Below are 14,704 nucleotides of genomic sequence, written 5' to 3' on the forward strand. Positions count from 1 at the left end.
TTCGTCGCATGATCTTGAGCGTGAGCAGGACTGCTCCGAGCACAAGAAGCAGGACGCCAACAACGCTTGTGCTCGTGGATTCGAACGTCACACCCACCGCGGTCAACAAGCAGCCAAGAACGATAGCCAAAAGCCCACCAAGCTTCTTTACGAGCAGAAACTGTCCGTCGCTTGCGCGCGCCACCATGATCAACCTCACTCTGCAAGTGATGCGGGCATTCCACCATCGCCGCGTGCCGGTGTTGTTCGGACAGGCAGCAGGTTCACATCCGCACGCGACGATCGTACTCTCGCGCGCCAACGATGGAAATCGCTCGTTGGTGATCCATGACTTCTCTTTTGATTCAATTGCGCCACGGGCGATTGGGCAGCGCTGCTGACATGGCGGCGCTAACGTCGCAGCAGTCGATGAAAATGGCACAACTTGCATAGTGCTGTAATTCTGCGACGCGCAACGCGTTCAGCCCATTTGTCGTAAAGTGCGCCAGACCAACGCAAGCATTGTAAATGCTGTAGGAGCGGATCGTTGACTCCGTGTTTTTTTGGGCGCCTACTTTGGGTTGCCGACTAGAAGACCTGAAGCAGTAAGGTCGAAATCCGGAAGGAGAGCCAATGTGGCGACCTTCGATCGCGGAACAAGCGGAGCGGCCTTTCATCTCGACGGGGCACTTGCCCGATCCCGAGATGGTGCAGGAGCTCGTGTCTCAGGCTCACCTGCGCTTCAAGTCGAACAGCGAAGGCTGCAACTCGCAGGTCTACCCGGCGCTGGCGAGGGTGCCGAGTGAGCTGTTCGGCGTCTGCGTGGCCGGCACCGGCGGACCCGTGCACGGCGCCGGCGATATCGATTACGAATTCTCGATCATGAGTGTATCGAAACCATTCGTGTTCGCGCTGGTGTGCGAGGCGATCGGCCCCGAAGAGGCCCGCGCAAGATTGGGCGCGAATGCGACCGGGCTTCCGTTCAATTCGCTGGCGGCGATCGAGCACGGCGCCGGGCGTACCAACCCGATGGTGAATGCGGGCGCGATCGCGACCACGAGCCTGGTGCCAGGCTCGAGCCCGGAGGAGCAATGGCAGTTCATTCATGACGGCCTGTCGCGCTTCGCGGGCCGCAAGCTTTCGCTCAATGAGGAAGTTTACGCATCGGCTTCGGAGACCAATTTTCGCAATCGAAGCATCGCGCGGCTGTTGGAGAGCTATGACCGGATCTACTGCGACGCCAAGCAGGCGACCGATCTTTACACAAGGCAATGTTCGCTGAATGTGAGCGCCAGGGATCTCGCCGTGATGGGCGCGACGCTGGCTGATGGTGGGGTCAATCCGGTCACCAGGCAACGGGTGGTCGATGCGGCCGTCTGCCATTATGCGCTGGCCGTCATGGTTACCGCCGGATTGTACGAGACGTCAGGCGATTGGCTGTACGACATCGGTTTGCCCGGCAAGAGCGGCATCGGTGGCGGCATCGTCGCCGTGGCTCCGGGAAAAGGTGGCTTCGGCACCTTCGCTCCGCTACTGGATGCAGCCGGCAACAGCGTGCGAGGGCAGCTCGCCGCGAAGTTCCTGTCGCAGAGACTGGGTATGGATCTGTTCGTGTCCCAACCGGACGAATGAACAACAGCACACTCCAGGGATCGGTCGAGCTGTCGCTCGATCGATCGCAAGGCCGGGAAGGTTGGAGGACGCGATGGCAACGCAAGCTATCTCGATCGGCGACATTCAGCAGGACGAACATGCATCATGGGTACCCATGATCGCGATTGCGTGCGGTCAGATGATCATGTCGTTCAACGTCGCATCGCTGCCGGTCGCCATGGGAGGAATGGTGGCGAGCTTTGGAGTGGCGCCGACCACGGTCGCGACCGGGATCGTGGCCTACTCGATGCTGGTGGCCGGGTTCGTGATGCTTGGCGCGAAGCTCGCACAAAGGTTCGGGGCGGTGCAGGTCTTTCGCGCTGCCGTCGTACTTTTCCTGATAGCGCAGATCGCGATGACGTTCAGCCCCACGGCCTCCGTCATGATTTCCGCTCAGGCGCTTTGCGGCGCCGCGGGCGCGGTGATCGTGCCGTCGCTCGTCGCGCTGATTGCCGAGAATTATGCCGGGCGCCAGCAGGCGACGGCCCTTGGTGCGCTTGGCTCGGCGCGGGCTGCCGCCGGCGTGCTGGCATTTGTCATCGGCGGGCTGCTCGGGACCTATATCGGCTGGCGCCCTGCGTTTGCAATTCTCATCGCTGCCTCGGCGATCGCTTTCGCGCTGAGTTTCCGTCTGCGGCCGGACCGCGGGCGCCCGGATGTTCAGATCGATCTGATCGGCGTCGCGCTTGCCGCGAGCGCAATCATTTTCATCAGTTTCGGATTCAACAATCTGAATGGATGGGGCGTGATCCTGGCGACCGCCAACGCACCGTTCGACGTGCTGGGCGTTTCGCCGGCACCGATCCTGATCGTCCTCGGCATTGTGCTCGGGCAGGCATTCCTGATGTGGACGCATCGGCAGCAAGCCGCAGGGAGGACGCCGCTGCTGGCGCTGGAGGTGGTCGATTCGCCGGAGGAGCGGTGTGCCGTCTACGCGCTATTCGCGGTCGTGGCGCTGGAGGCCGCCCTGAACTTTACGGTGCCGCTCTATATCCAGATCGTGCAGGGACGATCGCCGATCGCGACCGCGATTGCGATGATGCCCTTCAACCTGACCGTGTTTGTCGCGGCGATGCTGATCGTCAATCTCTACGACAAACTGACGCCCCGCCAGATCGGACGCTTCGGCTTCGGCCTCTGCACCGTCGCGTTGCTGTGGCTCGCGTCCGTTGTGCGCAACGACTGGAGCGCGATTCCCGTTCTGTTCGGACTCGTGCTGTTCGGCATCGGCCAGGGCTCCCTGGTGACGCTGCTGTTCAACGTTCTGGTCACGGCCTCGCCCAAGCAATTGGCCGGGGATGTCGGGTCGGTGCGCGGAACCACACAGAATCTGGCGGCTGCGGTTGGCACCGCAGTGGCCGGAGCTCTTCTCGTCGGTCTCTTGAGCACGATCGCGCTCGGCAGGATCGCGGCCAGTCCGGTGCTGACCAAGGAGCTTCAGAGCCAGGTCGATCTCAGCAACATCACCTTCGTCAGCAATGACCGGCTGCGCAGCGTGCTCGAGGGCACCAGCGGTACGCCGCAGCAGGTCGAGGAAGCGGTCCGCGTCAACACCGAGGCGCGGCTGCGCGCGCTGAAGATCGGATTGCTGATCATGGCCGGCCTCGCTCTGCTCGCGGTCATTCCCGCAGGCCGGCTGCCGAATTACCGGCCGGGAGAAATACCTGACGACGGAGCGACAGGCGAGGGCGAGCGGTCGGCCTGATTGGATGCTGGCCCCACCGCAGGAAGCTCTCGGCAACAACTGCGAGGAGCCGGGCATGGAAGAAATGGAATGCATGACCGTGCCGTTGCTGCTTGGGATTGAGGGAGGACGAGATGGCCACCTATGAGAACAGTTCCACGATGCTCCGCGGCCTGCCTGGCCCGCCTCTATGGGTCTGCGTACTGCTCGGCCTCGTCATGATCGGCGCGGGCCTGCTGGTCCTGGGGGATGTCGTGCTTTTCACGGTGATCAGCGCCATCTTCATCGGCTGGACCGCGGTCGTCGCCGGTGCGTTCGAGATCGTGCACGCGTTCTGGACCAAGGGCTGGGGCGGATTCGTCTGGCAGCTTCTGCTTGGGGTGCTCTACCTTGCATGCGGCATCGTCCTGCTCAGCCAGCCGGTGGCGAGTGCGCTGCTCCTGACCTATGCTCTCGGCCTCATGCTTTTGATCTCCGGGATTGTGCGCATGCTGGTCGGCATCGGCCATCGGCAGCAGTCCGGCTGGATCATGCTGGCATCCGGGGTGTTTGGCGTCCTCGCAGGCCTCGTCATTCTGACCGGGTTTCCGGTCACCGGGCTGTGGGTGCTCGGGTTGCTGCTGGGGATCGATCTGCTGTCTCATGGCGTGGGATGGCTGACCTACGCGTTGCAGCCTGCCGCCAGGACGGCTCGGTAGGCCGTCAAGGAACTGCAATCAACCATCCTCTGGTCCCGCACACAGCGAGATCAATGACGGTCTCGAACGAGGTCTGATCGGCGGAGAGTGGACATGTCAGGTTTGAGCAAAAGCGTCTTCGTTTCGGCACTGGCTGCGTTGATCGGGGCAGGCCTCGCTGGCTCGCCGCCCGCGCGCGCGCAGCAGGACGCCGGCGTGCTGTTCCAGAATGTCCGCATTTTTGATGGCAGGAATGGCGCACTCTCGGCACCCTCCAATGTGCTGATCCGGAACAACAAGATCGAGATAATTTCGACCGCGGCGATCACGGCCGACGCCCAGGTGATCGCCGGCGACGGACGGGTGCTCATGCCCGGGCTGATCGATGCGCATTGGCACGCAATGCTCGTACGCCCGACGCCGGCGTCCGCAATGGCCAACGATATCGGCTACACCAACCTTCTTGCGGCCGCGGAGGCAACAGCCACGCTCATGCGAGGCTTTACCACCGTTCGCGATATGGGCGGACCGGCGTTTTCCCTCAAGCGGGCGATCGACGAGGGGCTCGTCGTCGGTCCGCGCATCTACCCATCCGGTGCCATCATCACCATCACCGGCGGCCATGGCGACTTTCGGCAGCTGTCCGATCTGCCCAGAACGATCGGCGGCATGCTCAGCCGCATGGAGCGGATAGGCGGCAGCATGGTCGCGGACAGCCCGGATGAAGTCCGCGTCCGCGCGCGCGAGCAGCTCATGCAGGGAGCGACGCAGGTCAAGCTCACGGCGGGCGGCGGGGTGGCGTCGCCGTTCAGTCCGATCGATGTGTCAACGTTCACCGAACCGGAGCTGCGCGCCGCGGTCGAAGCCGCCGAGAACTGGGGCACTTACGTCGCCGTCCACGCCTATACGCCGGTCGCGATCCAGCGATCGATCGCAGCGGGCGTCAAGGTTATCGAGCACGGTCACTTGATGGACGAAGCGTCGGCCCGCCTGATGGCGGACAAGGGAGTTTGGCTGAGCACTCAGCCCTTCCTCGATCCGTCGGGCGCCAGCGCCCTTGGACCTGCGGAGCAGGACAAGTTGCGCCAAGTCATTGCCGGCACCGACAGGGTCTACGGTTTTGCGAAGAAGTACAAGCTGAAGACGGCATTCGGCACCGACGTTCTGTTCTCGAAGGCGCTCGCTGACCGGCAAGGTGCCATGCTGACGACCCTTACGCGATGGTATACGCCGGCCGAAACGCTTGCGATGGCGACATCGACGAATGCCGAGTTGCTCAACCTGTCCGGGCTTCGAAACCCATATCCAGGCAGGCTAGGCGTGGTGGAGGAAGGCGCGCTGGCCGACCTTCTGCTGGTCGACGGCAATCCGCTCGACAACATCAAGCTGATCGAGGATCCGGCAAAGAACTTCCTGGTCATCATGAAGGACGGAAAGGTCTACAAGAACCTTCTCGGTGGTGACCGCAACAAATAGACGCGCCGTGATGACAGGACGGGCCGGGCGGTTGCGTCAAAGCAGTGGTGCGCATCGGGGCGAGACGGCTTGGCCGCTAGCGCCTGAACTGCACGAGAAACATCCACAGCGAATCGTGCGCGCTCTCGACGTCCGAAATCACCCAGCCGTCGGGACTGTTGACGACGATGAAGTTGAGCGTGACCGCGCGGCCTTCATTGTCGAATGTGACCGTTATGTCGGTCTTGTCGAACTGCCGGCGCGGAGTTGCGATCGAGATCGGACCGAGCCGCCAGGTCGGGCTCTGCACCAGGAAATCGTACGGCGCATCGTGCAGGGCGGTCCAGACGCCGCGCAGGGGGGCATCGAAGAATTGGCGTGCCGTTTCGTCGTCGCGCGGCAGGCCGTTGGAAAACGCCGGGCTGCCTTTTCCGTAATGGGCGTAGACGTTGCGGATCAGCGATTCCGGCGAGCGGAACCCGGCATCGGCGCGGGCGGCCCCGATGGCGGCCGCAACGAGCAGGAAACCGGCGAGGATTTGGGCGCGTTCCATGAGCTTTATTTGCCGTAGTCCCTGACATATCTTGCAGGGAAATCCTTCCGAACGAAAGCCGGCCGGCGCGATGCGCGAACTCTTCGACGACGTCCCTGAACAATCCCCGCTCGATCCGCAGGAGGCGGTGCGGCGCCATATCCGCACGCCGCAGCGCAAGCGGTTCTACACCAGCGCCGGCGTCGCCGAGGCCGACGGCGGATTTTCGGTCACGCTCGACGGCAAGCAGATCCGTTCGCCGTCCGGCAAGCCGATCGTGGTGCCGACCCGCGCCATTGCCGATGCGGTTGCGGCCGAATGGAATGCGCAGGGCGAGACCATCGATCCCATGACCATGCCGCTGACGCGGCTTGCCAACAGCGTGATCGAGGGGGTGATCGATCGCGTCGACGAGGTCGCCGACGATGCGGCCAAGTTCCTGGGCAGTGACCTCTTGTTCTACCGTGCCGGCCATCCCGAGACGCTGGTGGCGCGCGAGGCGCAGCAATGGGACCCGATCCTGTTCTGGGCCGCCGATGCGCTCGGCGCCCATTTCGTAATGGCCGAAGGGGTGATGCACGTCGGCCAGCCCGAGCCGGCGATCAGGGCGGCGCGCGCCGCGTTTCCGACTGATCCGTGGTCGGTCGCGGCACTCCATGTGGTGACGACGCTGACCGGCTCGGCGCTGCTGGCGCTGGCGCTGGCCCATGGCGTCCGCGACGAGGACCAGGTCTGGGCCGCCGCCCATGTCGACGAGGACTGGAACATCGAGAAATGGGGCGTCGACGAGGAGGTCGCCGCGCGCCGCGCCGCCCGGCAGGTCGATTTCAAGGCCGCCGCCGGCGTTCTCAGGGAGCTGCGGCCGGCTGCCGGTTAACGGGGGGTTTACGGCGCCGGGCTAGCCTGCGGCACGTCCCTCGCGTCTGGCCGAGACCTCCGACATGGCTATCGCCATCAATCCCGTGCTGCCGGTGCTCGCCTCGAAGGAGGCGGACAGCGTCGCGCCTGATCTCACGCTGGAGGCCGGTAGCGTCGTCAATGCGCAGGTGCTGAAGGTCCTGTCTGCCGATCTGGTGCGGATCGCGATCGCGAGCCTGTCGATCGACGTCCAGACCGAGGTGCCGCTGCAGCAGGGCCAGAACCTGCAGCTTGCGGTCTCGCAGACCAATGACGGCATCCGCCTGCAACTGGTCGGGCCGGGGGCCGACAGCGGCGATGCCGTGCAATTGTCGCCGGCGGCGACCAACGTCACCGCCGCTCCGCAACCCGTCGCCACGGCGCCCAAGGCTGCACTGACGCCGCTGGAGCGTGTCACCATCACGGCTGTGGCGCAGCATGCGGCCGCCGTGCAGGGCAGCCAGGCGCCGCTGTTTGCCAATCTCACGGCAGTCGCCGCGGCCAATCTGCCGCCGAAGTTGCAGGCCGCAATTGCACAGGTGCTGGCCCAGCAGACCGGCCTGACCGAGAATTTGAGCGGCGATGCCGTCAAGGCCGGCTTCCAGAAATCCGGCCTGCTGCTGGAGGCGACGCTCGCCTCGGGCGTAGCGCCGGCGAGCGGCAGCGTGCCCGACCTGAAGGCCGCGCTGATCGTGCTGCGCCAGGCGCTGACCTCGCTCGGTGCTGGCGATGCCGCAAGGCCCGCATCCACGTCGCTGCAGCAACCGGCGCTCGCCAGTGCCGGCACGGCGCCGAGCATTGTGCCGCCGTCGATGCCCGAGCTCGAGGTTCAGGAGATCTTGCTGCCGCAGGCGCGCGTGCCGGTTGCCGAAGATATCGCTCGCGGCGGCGCCACCGGGCTCGCTGGCGCACTCGCCGATGCGCTCGATGCCGGCCCGTCATCCGGCGGCGCGCTCAATCTCATCCAGGAAGCGCTGCACGAGCTCGGCAACCCGGCGCGGCAGGGTGCCGCATCGAGGGAGATGCTGCCCGGCGATGTGCCCGCGCGCGGCAGCACGCCGCCACCGCCGTTTCACGGCGCGCTGCCGTCGGCGCAAGCCGTTGCCGAGCCGTCGATTGCGTCAGGCACGCCGCTCGCTGCCGCCGCGCACCGCCTGTTGGAAAACACCGACGCGGCACTGGCGCGGCAGACGCTGCTGCAAATCGCTTCGCTGCCGGATCGCAGCGACGGCTCGCGTCCGCAGCTCGATGCCATGGTGCCGCGCTGGAATTTCGAGATCCCGTTCCTGACCCAGCAGGGCACGGCGATGGCGCAGTTCGAGATTTCCCGCGACGGCAGCGGCACTGAAGTCGAAGCCGCCAAGCGGGTCTGGCGGGCGCGCTTCACGCTCGACGTCGAGCCGGCCGGTCCGGTGCACGCGCTGGTCTCGCTGAACGGCGAGCGCACCTCGGTGCGGATGTGGGCCGAGCGTCCCTCGACCGCCGCGCAGCTGCGCGCCGGCGCCTCCGAATTGAGCCAGGCGCTGACCCGCGCCGAGCTCACGCCCGGCGATATCGAGATCCGCGACGGCAGCCCGCCGCAACCTGTGCCGGCACGCGCCGGCCACTTCCTGGACCGTGCCTCATGAGCGATGCGCAGAACCAGCTCGCGGTCGCGCTGCATTACGATCACGCCGGTGCGCCGCGCGTCGTGGCGAAAGGCAAGGGGGCGATCGGCGCCAAGATCATCGAGGTCGCCAAGGCCAACGACATCCCGATCGAGCAGAACGAGGTGCTGGCCGGCGCGCTCTCCAATGTCGAGCTCGGCGACGAGATCCCGGCCGAGCTCTACAAGGCCGTCGCCGAGGTGCTGGTATTCGTGCTGCGGATGTCGGGACGGGCGCGGTAGCTATAGCGTTTTCAAGCGAAGTGAGGACCGGTTCGCGCGAAGAAAACGCGTCAGACAAGAGAGCCTTATTGCCATCCTTTTACCACGATGGCATCCACCATCCTCATCGATGCGAACCAACCCAAGGTCCCCGTGATCCATCGCCGCCATGCGCTCGGTCTGTTCGCCGCCGCAGCCATCCTGCCGTCGCGCAGCTTTGCCAACGTGTCCTACCAGCGCAGCGAGTTTCGCGAGGACCTGCAAAAGCGGTTCTTCGATCTCGGCACCGAGGGCACCTTCGTCGGCTACAAGATCGAGGACTATCTGATCATCGCGAGCGACAAGGTTCGCTCGGGCGAGGGCAAATTGCCGGCTTCGACCTTCAAGATCCCGAACGCGCTGATCGCGCTCGAGACCGGCGTGGTGCAGGACCCGGACAAGGACGTCTTCAAGTGGGACGGCACGACGCGCAGCATTGAGGCCTGGAACAAGGATCACACGCTGCGCTCGGCGATCGCGGTGTCGGCATTTCCGGTGTTCCAGGAGATCGCCCGCCGGATCGGCGAGGAGCGGATGCAGAAGTATCTCGACATCATCGACTACGGCAACCGCGACATCGGCGGCGGCATCGATCAGTTCTGGGTCTCGGGCAATTTGCGGATCGATCCGGTGCAGCAGATCGACTTCCTCGACCGCCTGCGCCGCGGCGTGCTGCCGGTCGGCAAGCGGAGCCAAGAGGTGGTGTGCGACATCCTTCCCGTCACCAAAGTCGGCGACGCCGTCATTCGCGCCAAGACTGGCCTCACCGACAAGGAGCACGGCTCGCTCGGCTGGCTGGTCGGCTGGGCCGAGAAGGGCGGCGACGTCACGGTGTTCGCGATGAACATGGATTGCAAGACGCAGGCGCAGATCGACGCGCGGATGAGCGTCACGCAGCAATGCCTCACCGATATCGTCGCGCTGTGACGAGCTGATCCGCGTGTGCTGCGGCTGGTGGCCGCCGCGCTGCTCGACTAGCATCCTCCGATAAAATCATATGCGGAGGAAATCATGCAATCAGCATCCGTCTGGCTCTCGTCGCTCACGCTGGCCGCGGCCGGCGGCTGGCTCGCGGCCACGATGTTTTCGGCGCCGGCCACCAGCAAGGAGCCGCGTTTCCCGCAGCTCACAATGGATCAGCTGAGCGACCAGCAGCGGCCGCTCGGCGAGGCGATCATGAAGGTGTCGAGCGTCGGCATCGGCGGTCCCTACAATCCGATGATCAGAAGCCCGGTGCTCGGCCAGCGGCTCTATGATCTGTTCTATTATCTGCGCTGGCAGACCTCGGTGCCGACGCGGCTCAACGAATTCGCGATCCTGATCATCGGCCGGCAGTGGCGCTCGCAGGTCGAGTGGTTCGCGCACGCGCCGCTTGCCGCCAAGGCCGGACTGTCGGCTGACGTGATCGCCGAGCTGAAGGCCGGCAACCGGCCGACGAAAATGACCGACGACGAGGCCGTGGTGTACGATTTCGTCACCGAGCTCACCACCACCAAGAAGGTCTCCGACGAGACCTATGCGCGGGCGAAGAAGGTTTTCAACGACCAGCAGATCGTCGACCTCACCGCGGTCGCCGGCAATTACGTGATGGTCGCGATGATCCTGGCGATGGCCGAGGAGACCGTGCCGCCTGGCAAGGAGGAGCCGTTCAAGGTCGGCGAGAAGTAGGGCGCGGCCTCCGCTTCACCTTGCCCCGCGTGCGGGGAGAGGCAAAGGCCGCCTCCGGCGGCCGTTCTCAAGAACGCCGAAGCGGAGCTTCGGCTATGTCGCATCGCCAGATGCGATCCGGGTGAGGGGGACTCTCCGCGAACGCAGCTATCACCGAATGTGCGGAAGCAGCCCCTCACCCCAACCCTCTCCCCGTAAGAACGGGGAGAGGGAGCGCAGTGGCGATCGGTTCTGCTAGCGCCCGATCGCGCGTTGTAGCGCCGGCATCAGTTTCGGGTCGCGGCATTGCGCGACGTTGAAGCGCATGAAGCTTGAGGCTGATTGCGTGGTGCTGAACACGTTGCCCGGCGCCAGCACGATGTTGTCGGCGAGCGCCGCGCGCGCAACGTCGGCGGAGTCGCAGCCGTCGGGAAGGCGGCACCAGAGCTGGAAGCCGCCGCGCGGCATCAGCCACGGCTCGATGCCGATGCGCTGCAATTTCTCGCCGACGTCGCGGCGGGCGCGCGCGAGCCGCCGGCGCAGCTCCTCGACATGCTTGCGGTAGAAGCCGGTCGCGAGCACGCTGGCGATGATCTCGGTCGCGACCGCGCAAGGGCCGCCGAACCCGGTCGCGACCTGGAGGTCGGCGAGATCCTCGATCCAGTCGGCGCGCGCCGCGATGAAGCCGCAGCGCAGCGACGCCGACAGCGTCTTGGAGAAGCTGCCGATCCGGATCACGCGGTTCAGCCCGTCGAGCGCGGCGAGCCGCGCCGACGGCTCCGGCTCGAAATCGGCAAAGATGTCGTCCTCGACGATGGTGAGGTCGAAGGCTGCGGCCGCGTTCAGCACGCGGTGCGCGGTTTGCGGCGACATCGTCGCCCCGGTCGGATTGTGCAGTCCGGAGACCGTGATGTAGAGCCGCGGCCGCTCGGCTTCGAGCACCGCCTCGAAGCTTGCGACGTCCGGGCCCGATGGAGTGTAGGGCACGCTGACGAGCTTGACCTGATGGGCGCGCAGCAGCGCGCGGAAATTGAAATAGCAGGGGTCGTCGACCAGCACCGTGTCCCCGGGCCGCAGCAGGAAGCGGCAGATCAGGTCGATCGCCTGGGTGCCGGACATCGTGAGCAGCACCTGCTCGGGCGACACTTCGAGGCCCTCGTCGGCGAACCGCGCCATCAGCATGCGGCGCAGCGGCAGTGCGCCGCGCGTCGCGCCGTAATCGGCGAGCACCGCGTCCTCGGCCCGCGCCAGGCCGCGGAACGCGCGCCGCAGCGCCTCGGTCGGCATCCAGTCGGCCGGCAGCCAGCCGCAGCCCGGCTTCAGCGCGCCGCTCGCGGCGTCGAGCGATTGCCGCGACACCCAGAACGGATCGACGGCGCGGTCGCGCTGCGGCTGGTCCTTGGCCAGCGCGAGCGGCGGCAGCGCCGCGGACGAGACATAGAAGCCCGAGCCCGGCCGCGCCCGGATCAGCCCCTCGGCGGCGAGCCGGTCATAGGCCTCGACCACGGTCGAGGGCGAGACGCCCATGGTCGCGGCGAAGCTGCGGATCGAGGGCAGGCGGTCGTCGGCGGCGAGCGCGCGGCTCGCCACCTTGGCGCGGATCGCGTTCATCACGTCGGCGGTGCGGGTCGCCTTCGGCCCATTGGATGGCTGTCGCAAGTGTATGCCTACCTTCACCAATACAGTTTGTCCGTATTGTACTGATCCGTAGCTGCCTTGGCCAGCCTGCCGTCGCTATCTTCGCCCGCGACAGACGAGGTGTGCGATGAGCGATTCGAAGACATGGACAGGCGAGGCGAGCGGCGGCGCTTCGCTGGAGGGCTGGGGCAGCGGGCTGCTCGGCGTGATCATCTTCAGCGGCTCGCTGCCGGCCACCCGCGTCGCGGTCGCCGGGTTCTCGCCGCTGTTCCTGACCTCGGCACGGGCGGCGATCGCGGCCCTGCTCGGCGCCGTGCTGCTGGCGGTGCTGCGGCAGCCCCGGCCGCAGCGCAAGGATCTGGTGTCGCTGACCATCGTCGCCCTCGGCGTCGTGATCGGCTTTCCGCTGCTGACCGCGCTCGCGCTGCAGCACATCACCTCGGCGCATTCGATCGTGTTCATCGGGCTGCTGCCGCTGTCGACCGCGGTGTTCGGCGTGCTGCGCGGCGGCGAGCGGCCGAAGCCGCTGTTCTGGCTGTTCTCTTGCGTCGGCAGCGCGACGGTCGGGGCGTTCGCTCTGTCGAGCGACGGATCGGCGTCGCTGACCGGCGACTTGCTGATGGTCGCCGCCATCATCGTCTGCGGCCTCGGCTATGCCGAAGGGGCTGCGCTATCGCGCCGCCTCGGCGGCTGGCAGGTGATCTCCTGGGCGTTGGTGCTCTCGGTGCCGGTGGTGCTCGTGATGACCATCATGACGCTGCCGCCGAGCTGGCAGGGCATCGGCGTGCCGGCCTGGCTCGGGCTCGCTTACGTCTCTGTTTTCAGCATGCTGGTCGGCTTCGTGTTCTGGTATCGCGGGCTTGCGCTCGGCGGCATCGCCAGCGTTGGCCAGTTGCAGCTGTTGCAGCCGTTCTTCGGCCTCGCGCTGGCTGGCCTGCTGCTGCATGAGCCGGTCGCCTGGTCGATGATCGCGACGACCATGCTGGTCGTCGTCTGCGTCGTGTTCGCGCGCCGCTTCGCGTAACCTCAGCGAGCTCAGCTTGAACAGCGTCTGCAGGAAATCGCTGGCCGCCTTGCGGGCCTCGCGCGCGGTGGCCGGGTTGCCGCCGACAAGGCGAGCGAGATAGGCCTTGCAACTCGCCACCGGGTTATGATCGGCCGGCTTGTAAAGCGCGCACTAACCATGCCAAGCGCTAATTCGTGCCGCCGGCCGTGCGGTCCAGCAGTGTTACGGATCGGCTTTCAGTGATCCTTAAGCAGGGTTTCCCACCATGCGCGCCGACGCGACACGAGAGGGGCTGATGACCTTCAGGTTCATTGCGCCTGACGCGATCAGGTCCGCAAGCCAGCGCGCGCTGCTGGTGCATTGGGATCAGCTGTCGGCCGGCCGGCCATTTCCTGCTTTCGCCGAATTGAGGCCCGACCCGGCGATGCATGATCCCCGGCAACTCGTGGCATGGGCGGTCGAAGGTGAGGGACGCCTGCGCAAATTTCGCGCGATGTATCAGGGCGAGAACGTCGCCGAGGCGTTCAACTCGGCCTGGGCAGGCAAGACCATGGAGCAGGTGATCTCGATGTCGCTCCGGCGCATCACGCTCGGACCGGCCAAGGAATGTGCCGCGAGCGGCTGCGCGGTGTACATGGTGTTCTCCACCATCGATGCCAACGACCAGCAAGTCGATTGCGAGCGGCTGCTGCTGCCGTTCGGCGGCGGCAACAAGGTCGAGCACCTGCTGGCGTCGCTGCAACTGACCGTGTTCGGAAGCAGGCCCCGCATCGTCAAGCATTTCGACATGCAGGCGGACGTTCGGTTGCAGGGCAAGATCCGGTCCGGCTTCTCGGCGGTGACGAGCGCCGCTGCCGGCGGTGACAAGCGCAGGGCCGCCAGGCGCAACGTCGCGCGCGCGGCGCGGCTCAGCTTTGCCCGGCGCAGCATGACCTGCATCGTCCGCAACCTCTCCGCAACCGGCGCCGCGGTCGAGGCGACCGATCCCGCCGCGATCCCCGACAGCTTCCGTCTCGTGCTGGAGATGGAGGCGACCGAGCGGCGCTGCCGCGTCGTCTGGCGCAGGAAGGGCCGGATCGGCGTCCAGTTCAGCTGAGCTTTCCGATCCGCCCCAGATGGGTGTAGCCAAAGCCCGTAGAATATTTCAGCCCGTAGCCGAGCGCGCGGTCGATGCCGATATGAGCAAGCCAGATCATCGCGATCGAGAGCACCAGCGGTCCTTCGCCGGCAAAGCCCAGCGTCATCAGCGCCACCGGCGCCAGATAGGTGTGGGCGGCATTGTAGGCGATGGCGCCGGCCCGCGGGTTGATCAGGTAGGCGGCAAAGCTGATGTCCGGCACCAGGAACAGCAGGACGTAGACCAGCCAGGAACCCTCCCACTTGTAGTAGAGCACGGTCATCCCGACGAACAGAACCAGGCCCTCCAGCCGGAGCAGGGTGCGCACCCCGCCGGTCGCGGCGCCGGTCTCAGCCGTGGTCGTATCAGTCATCGCTGTCTCCCCAGATGTCGGAAAATCCTACCGTTTTGGCGCCTAAACCTGCCCACAAGCGCCTTTCCGGTTCCGAAATGGCCGTGCTAAAGCCATTCCGAACGAAGCGGACCCGGCTCGCGCCGGGATGCGGACTGTAG

The 14,704-nt window shown here is 65.8% G+C and carries 15 protein-coding genes; 12 read left to right on the forward strand and 3 right to left on the reverse strand.

Features of this window, described 5'->3' with window-relative positions; translation table 11 throughout:
• Window positions 1-74: 74 nt before the first annotated feature.
• From XH92_RS20975 to XH92_RS20995, 5 genes are all read left to right on the forward strand, one after another.
• Window positions 75-380 (forward strand): hypothetical protein, encoded by a 306-nt coding sequence (locus XH92_RS20975; RefSeq protein WP_194460856.1) that lies wholly within the window; start codon window positions 75-77, stop codon window positions 378-380.
• A gap of 232 nt (window positions 381-612) precedes the next feature.
• A complete protein-coding gene (glsA, locus tag XH92_RS20980) occupies window positions 613-1,611 on the forward strand; it encodes a glutaminase A (protein ID WP_194460857.1) in 999 nt (332 codons plus the stop codon).
• Between the two features lie 73 nt (window positions 1,612-1,684).
• On the forward strand, window positions 1,685-3,337 hold the full coding sequence (locus XH92_RS20985) for an MFS transporter (protein ID WP_194460858.1): 1,653 nt from the start codon (window positions 1,685-1,687) through the stop codon (window positions 3,335-3,337).
• Window positions 3,338-3,450: 113 nt separating this feature from the next.
• Window positions 3,451-4,014, forward strand: coding sequence for an HdeD family acid-resistance protein (locus XH92_RS20990; RefSeq protein WP_194460859.1), 564 nt, complete (start codon window positions 3,451-3,453; stop codon window positions 4,012-4,014).
• A 93-nt stretch (window positions 4,015-4,107) separates the two neighbouring features.
• On the forward strand, window positions 4,108-5,469 hold the full coding sequence (locus XH92_RS20995; protein WP_194460860.1) for an amidohydrolase family protein: 1,362 nt from the start codon (window positions 4,108-4,110) through the stop codon (window positions 5,467-5,469).
• Between the two features lie 76 nt (window positions 5,470-5,545).
• Here XH92_RS20995 and XH92_RS21000 read toward each other — a convergent pair whose 3' ends face one another.
• On the reverse strand, window positions 5,546-6,001 hold the full coding sequence (locus XH92_RS21000) for a hypothetical protein (protein ID WP_194460861.1): 456 nt from the start codon (window positions 5,999-6,001) through the stop codon (window positions 5,546-5,548).
• 70 nt (window positions 6,002-6,071) lie between these two features.
• Between XH92_RS21000 and XH92_RS21005 the strand changes: the two genes are divergently transcribed.
• The 5 genes from XH92_RS21005 to XH92_RS21025 all read left to right on the forward strand — a co-directional run bounded on the left by XH92_RS21005 (window position 6,072) and on the right by XH92_RS21025 (window position 10,451).
• Complete coding sequence (locus tag XH92_RS21005) at window positions 6,072-6,857, forward strand: ATP12 family chaperone protein (protein WP_194460862.1); 786 nt, start codon at window positions 6,072-6,074, stop codon at window positions 6,855-6,857.
• A 64-nt stretch (window positions 6,858-6,921) separates the two neighbouring features.
• Window positions 6,922-8,505, forward strand: a complete 1,584-nt coding sequence (locus tag XH92_RS21010; protein ID WP_194460863.1) for a flagellar hook-length control protein FliK — start codon at window positions 6,922-6,924, stop codon at window positions 8,503-8,505.
• Complete coding sequence (locus XH92_RS21015) at window positions 8,502-8,765, forward strand: EscU/YscU/HrcU family type III secretion system export apparatus switch protein (RefSeq protein WP_194460864.1); 264 nt, start codon at window positions 8,502-8,504, stop codon at window positions 8,763-8,765. The genes XH92_RS21010 and XH92_RS21015 overlap by 4 nt, the downstream gene beginning before the upstream one ends.
• Before the next feature lie 132 nt (window positions 8,766-8,897).
• Window positions 8,898-9,710, forward strand: a complete 813-nt coding sequence (blaOXA, locus tag XH92_RS21020) for a class D beta-lactamase (RefSeq protein WP_194460865.1) — start codon at window positions 8,898-8,900, stop codon at window positions 9,708-9,710.
• An 84-nt stretch (window positions 9,711-9,794) separates the two neighbouring features.
• Window positions 9,795-10,451 (forward strand): carboxymuconolactone decarboxylase family protein, encoded by a 657-nt coding sequence (locus XH92_RS21025; RefSeq protein WP_194460866.1) that lies wholly within the window; start codon window positions 9,795-9,797, stop codon window positions 10,449-10,451.
• 234 nt (window positions 10,452-10,685) lie between these two features.
• Here XH92_RS21025 and XH92_RS21030 read toward each other — a convergent pair whose 3' ends face one another.
• Window positions 10,686-12,041, reverse strand: coding sequence for a PLP-dependent aminotransferase family protein (locus XH92_RS21030; RefSeq protein ID WP_194461356.1), 1,356 nt, complete (start codon window positions 12,039-12,041; stop codon window positions 10,686-10,688).
• Window positions 12,042-12,195: 154 nt separating this feature from the next.
• On the opposite strand from XH92_RS21030, the gene XH92_RS21035 reads away from it, so the two are divergent.
• Complete coding sequence (locus XH92_RS21035) at window positions 12,196-13,092, forward strand: DMT family transporter (RefSeq protein ID WP_194460867.1); 897 nt, start codon at window positions 12,196-12,198, stop codon at window positions 13,090-13,092.
• Between the two features lie 277 nt (window positions 13,093-13,369).
• On the forward strand, window positions 13,370-14,170 hold the full coding sequence (locus XH92_RS21040) for a PilZ domain-containing protein (protein WP_194460868.1): 801 nt from the start codon (window positions 13,370-13,372) through the stop codon (window positions 14,168-14,170).
• Here the strand turns inward: XH92_RS21040 and XH92_RS21045 are convergent.
• Window positions 14,163-14,564: a DUF4260 domain-containing protein gene (locus XH92_RS21045; protein ID WP_194460869.1), complete on the reverse strand. Its 402-nt coding sequence runs from the start codon at window positions 14,562-14,564 to the stop codon at window positions 14,163-14,165. The two genes, XH92_RS21040 and XH92_RS21045, sit on opposite strands and share 8 nt — an antisense overlap.
• Between the last annotated feature and the right edge of the window lie 140 nt (window positions 14,565-14,704).

Source organism: Bradyrhizobium sp. CCBAU 53421 (assembly GCF_015291625.1).
GTDB lineage: Bacteria > Pseudomonadota > Alphaproteobacteria > Rhizobiales > Xanthobacteraceae > Bradyrhizobium.

Bases quoted from the DNA above. Each gene is read 5' to 3' on its own strand.
- XH92_RS21010 (WP_194460863.1), top strand. From the start codon at position 6,922: ATGGCTATCGCCATCAATCCCGTGCTGCCGGTGCTCGCCTCGAAGGAG.
- XH92_RS21000 (WP_194460861.1), bottom strand. From the start codon at position 6,001: ATGGAACGCGCCCAAATCCTCGCCGGTTTCCTGCTCGTTGCGGCCGCC.
- XH92_RS21045 (WP_194460869.1), bottom strand. From the start codon at position 14,564: ATGACTGATACGACCACGGCTGAGACCGGCGCCGCGACCGGCGGGGTG.
- XH92_RS21005 (WP_194460862.1), top strand. From the start codon at position 6,072: ATGCGCGAACTCTTCGACGACGTCCCTGAACAATCCCCGCTCGATCCG.
- XH92_RS20985 (WP_194460858.1), top strand. From the start codon at position 1,685: ATGGCAACGCAAGCTATCTCGATCGGCGACATTCAGCAGGACGAACAT.
- XH92_RS20990 (WP_194460859.1), top strand. From the start codon at position 3,451: ATGGCCACCTATGAGAACAGTTCCACGATGCTCCGCGGCCTGCCTGGC.
- XH92_RS20995 (WP_194460860.1), top strand. From the start codon at position 4,108: ATGTCAGGTTTGAGCAAAAGCGTCTTCGTTTCGGCACTGGCTGCGTTG.
- glsA (WP_194460857.1), top strand. From the start codon at position 613: ATGTGGCGACCTTCGATCGCGGAACAAGCGGAGCGGCCTTTCATCTCG.
- XH92_RS21035 (WP_194460867.1), top strand. From the start codon at position 12,196: ATGAGCGATTCGAAGACATGGACAGGCGAGGCGAGCGGCGGCGCTTCG.
- XH92_RS21015 (WP_194460864.1), top strand. From the start codon at position 8,502: ATGAGCGATGCGCAGAACCAGCTCGCGGTCGCGCTGCATTACGATCAC.
- XH92_RS21030 (WP_194461356.1), bottom strand. From the start codon at position 12,041: ATGAACGCGATCCGCGCCAAGGTGGCGAGCCGCGCGCTCGCCGCCGAC.
- XH92_RS21025 (WP_194460866.1), top strand. From the start codon at position 9,795: ATGCAATCAGCATCCGTCTGGCTCTCGTCGCTCACGCTGGCCGCGGCC.
- XH92_RS21040 (WP_194460868.1), top strand. From the start codon at position 13,370: ATGACCTTCAGGTTCATTGCGCCTGACGCGATCAGGTCCGCAAGCCAG.